Below are 3,524 nucleotides of genomic sequence, written 5' to 3'. Positions count from 1 at the left end.
GGACGCGGCGCCGCAGGTGCAGCCCTCCGCCGCGCCGGAGGCGCCACCCGTCCTGATCGTTGCCCCCGCCGGGCCCGACCCAGCCGAGCGCCGCGCCTGGGCCGACCGGCTCTGGGGGGAGGGGCTCTGCCTGCCCGGCGGCGCCGCGGAATTGCTGCGCCTGTCCGCGCTCCTGCCGCTCACACCCGATGCGACCCTGCTGCTGGCCGGGGGGGGCGCGCGCGCCGCTGGGGGCATCGTCTCCGGCGCGCGGGGCTGCTTCGTCTCGGCCCATGACCCTCTGGCGGACCCGCCCGCCGGCCCGCCCAAGCCGGGCCGGAAGGTGACGGGCGCGCCGTTCGACCCCGCCGCGCCCACCTTCCGCGCGCGCTACCATAACCATGCGATGCTGCTGGAACCCTTCCGCGGCGGTGGGTCCCCCGCCGCGCTGCTGGCGGCGACGGCGGCCGCGCTGCGCTCCGGCGGGCAATTGGTGCTGCTTGATCTGGTGGCGCGGGACGCGCCCGCCGGGGGACGGTGGCTCGAGGCCGAGGCCCGCCGCGCGCCGCCGCCCGAGCCCGAGATTCCCCGTGCGCTGGCCGCCGCCGGCTTCCAGGTGAACGTGGTGGAAGATGCCGGCCCGCGCCACCGTCGCGCCGTGATGGAGGCCTGGGCCGCGTTGACCGACGCGCTGCGCGCCGAGGCCACGCGCCCGACCCCGGCCGCCGCGCGCGCCATGGTCGCGGAAGCCGAGGCCTGGCTGCTGCGCCTGCGCCTGCTGGAACAGGGGCGGCTGCGGCTGCTGCGCTGGCACGCGACGATGGCGCGCGCGCCGTCCTGAGGACGGCTATTCGGCGGCCGTCTGGCCCTCGACCAGCCAGGGCCAGCGCATCGCGACCACCGGGCTGTCGGGATGGTAGGCGAGGCAGGTGCCGATGATCTTCGGCTTCTCCCGCACCCCGGTCGCCGCTTCCCGTTCCAGTTCCTTCTGCCGCCGCACGGGATAGAGCGTCTGGTAGGCGACGGTCGCCATCTGGGCGAGCATCTCCCGCAGATGCGTGCAGCCGAGCGTGCCGCCGACGCGTTCCTGCACCGCCTTGTTGAAGCCCGGCCCGATGCGCAGGCCCGCCAGCCGCGCGAAATTCGGCGCCGCCTGCGGGCAGATGGCATAGGGCGTGTGGTCCGAAGATGCCTCGCAGGCGTGGATCAGCAGGTCGTCGTCGACCGTCAGGCGGATCCACATCCCGTGCAGCGGTGTGCCGGGGGCGAGCCAGCCCTTCTCCTCGTTTTCGAAGCCGTAGGACTTGGTGTCGAGCAGCGACGCCTCGATGTCGAACAGGCCATCGGCGCGGGCATAGCCCTGCATGTCGATGACGCGGCGGTGCATGGGCTGGCGGTCGGCGGGGGCGGAGAGCGGCATGGCCCCGCGTATCGCAGGCGCGAACGCAACGCCAGATGCAGCCCGTTTCGTGATGGGTTCCAAGGGCCTTTCGGCCCTTGGTGGGGGGAGCGCGAGGGGGGCGAAGCCCCTCTCGAACGCCCGGTCAGGTCGCGCCTTCGTCCCGCAGGAGCCGCGCCACCTCCTCGGCCGGGACGTCGGAACTGGTGAAGCAATCCCCCGGCGCGCGCATCAGCACGAAGCGCATCCGCCCGTCGCGGTTCTTCTTGTCCTTCGCCATGCGCCCGAGCAGCGCATCGACCGCGAAGCCGCGCGGCAGGTCCGCCATGCGCGCCGGTAGCCCGCAGGCCGCCAGATGCGCGATGACGCGGGACGGCCATTCCTGGCTGCAATGCCCCAGCCGCGCCGAGAGCGCGGCGGCGAGGCCGAGCCCGACCGCGATCGCCTCCCCGTGCAAGACGGAGCCGTCGAAGCGGGCCTCGGCCTCGATCGCATGGCCAAATGTGTGGCCGAGGTTGAGCAGCGCGCGGCCGCCCTCGGCACTCTCTTCCCGCTCATCCGCCGCGACGACGGCGGCCTTCAGGCGGCAGGATTCGAGCACCGCCTGGGTCAGCGCATCGGTCTCCCCCGCCACGGCACGGGCGCCATGCGCCTCGCACCAGTCCCATAGCGCGCCCTGCAGCAGCCCGTGCTTGGCCACTTCCGCGTAGCCCGCGCGCAGTTCGCGGGCCGGCAGCGTCGCCAGCGTATCGGTATCGGCCAGCACGATGCGCGGCTGGTGGAAGGCGCCGGCGAGGTTCTTGCCGGCCTTGAGGTTCACGCCCGTCTTGCCGCCGACGCTGCTGTCCACCTGGGCGAGCAGGGTGGTCGGCAGCTGCACGAAGGGCAGGCCGCGCAGCGCCACCGCCGCGGCGAAGCCGGCGAGGTCGCCGACCACGCCGCCGCCCAGCGCGACCACCGCCGTGCGCCGGTCCACCCCGGCGGCGAGCATCGTCTCGAGCACGCCGTGCAGGCGGGCGAAGTCCTTCGAGGCCTCGCCCGGCGCGACGGCGATCTCGGCCACCACCGTGACATCGGCCGCGGCCAGGCCGGCGCGCAGCGCGGGCAGGTGAAGCGGCCCGACGGCCTCGTCCGTCACGATGACGACGCGGCGGGCGGGCAGCACGGGGGCGATGAGGCCCCCCGCGCGGGCGAGCAGCCCGGGGCCGACCAGCACCTCGTAGCTGCGCTCCCCGAGGCCCACGGGCAGGCGGCGCGGCGGGACCGAGGCGTCCAGCGCGTCCTGCACCCGGCGTGTCGTGGTCTCGGGGCTTTCGTCGGTGCAGGTCACGGTCACTTCGGCCTCGGCGTAGAAGGGGTGGCGCGCCGTCATCAGCCGCTGCAGCACCTGCACCGGGTCGGCGTTGAGGAACATCGGCCGGTGTTCCCGCCCCGCGACGCGGCGGAGCAGGGTGGTCAGGTCGCATCGCAGCCAGACGGTCGCGGCGCCGCTCGCCTGGATCGCGGCGCGGGTCTGCGCGTCGGCGAAGGCGCCGCCGCCGGTCGCGAGCACCAGGGGCGGGCCGGCCAGCAGCCGGGTGATGACGCGCCGTTCCCCGTCCCGGAAATGCGGTTCGCCGTAGCGGGCGAAGATTTCCGTGATCGGCATGCCGGCGGCCTGCTCGATCTCGGCATCCGCGTCACGGAAGGGCAGGCCGAGCCGTGCGGCGAGCCGCCGGCCGATCGCGGTCTTGCCCGCGCCGGGCATGCCGACGAGGACGATGGCCCGCGCGCCCTGCCGGGCCGGGTGGGCGGGCGGGGGCGGGTCTTCGTCGGGAAGATCGAGGGCGGAGTTGCGTTGCACGGGGGCGGAGGCTAGCACGGTTCAAGGCATTCGTGAGGGAGCCGCCGCAAGCCCATGTCCCGCAGCCCGTTCGCGCTGTTGTTCCTGCTGGTGCTGGGCGCGGTCGTCGTCGGGCTGCTGGTCATCGGCGCCTTCCCGCCGGCCGTGCCGCCGCAGCCGGTCGAGCGGACCCTGCCCAACGACCGGTTCCAGTCGACCCGCTAGCCGTGGCAGCAACCGCCACGGCGCCCGGCGCAGGCAGCTGGCGACCGGCGCCGGCGATCCGGCGCGGCCGCGCGGCGGGCTAGCGCGTGGCCGGCAGGG

At 75.0% G+C, this 3,524-nt stretch carries 4 protein-coding genes; 2 read left to right on the top strand and 2 right to left on the bottom strand.

Annotation, left to right across the window (positions count from 1 at the left end; translation table 11 throughout):
* Positions 1-820: hypothetical protein (locus HW577_RS22670; RefSeq protein WP_198378380.1), on the top strand; the 820-nt coding region annotated here is incomplete at its 5' end.
* A 6-nt stretch (positions 821-826) separates the two neighbouring features.
* On the opposite strand, the gene HW577_RS22665 is transcribed toward HW577_RS22670, so the two are convergent.
* Together HW577_RS22665 and aroB are read right to left on the bottom strand one after the other, a co-directional pair.
* Entirely contained in the window at positions 827-1,399 is a 573-nt protein-coding gene (locus HW577_RS22665) for a DUF2889 domain-containing protein (protein WP_198378379.1), read from the bottom strand.
* Between the two features lie 124 nt (positions 1,400-1,523).
* Complete coding sequence (gene aroB, locus HW577_RS27085) at positions 1,524-3,221, bottom strand: 3-dehydroquinate synthase (protein WP_332837791.1); 1,698 nt, start codon at positions 3,219-3,221, stop codon at positions 1,524-1,526.
* A gap of 54 nt (positions 3,222-3,275) precedes the next feature.
* On the opposite strand from aroB, the gene HW577_RS22655 reads away from it, so the two are divergent.
* Complete coding sequence (locus HW577_RS22655) at positions 3,276-3,425, top strand: hypothetical protein (protein WP_198378378.1); 150 nt, start codon at positions 3,276-3,278, stop codon at positions 3,423-3,425.
* Positions 3,426-3,524 lie beyond the last annotated feature (99 nt).

Origin of the sequence: Neoroseomonas rubea (assembly GCF_016106015.1) — a bacterium.
Classification (GTDB): Bacteria; Pseudomonadota; Alphaproteobacteria; order Acetobacterales; family Acetobacteraceae; genus Neoroseomonas; species Neoroseomonas rubea.
Note: the sequence above shows the minus strand (reverse complement) of the source record. Positions and strands in the feature narration are given on the sequence as shown.

Coding starts and splice junctions, on each gene's coding strand:
- HW577_RS22665 (WP_198378379.1), bottom strand. CDS start 1,399: ATGCCGCTCTCCGCCCCCGCCGACCGCCAGCCCATGCACCGCCGCGTC.
- HW577_RS22655 (WP_198378378.1), top strand. CDS start 3,276: ATGTCCCGCAGCCCGTTCGCGCTGTTGTTCCTGCTGGTGCTGGGCGCG.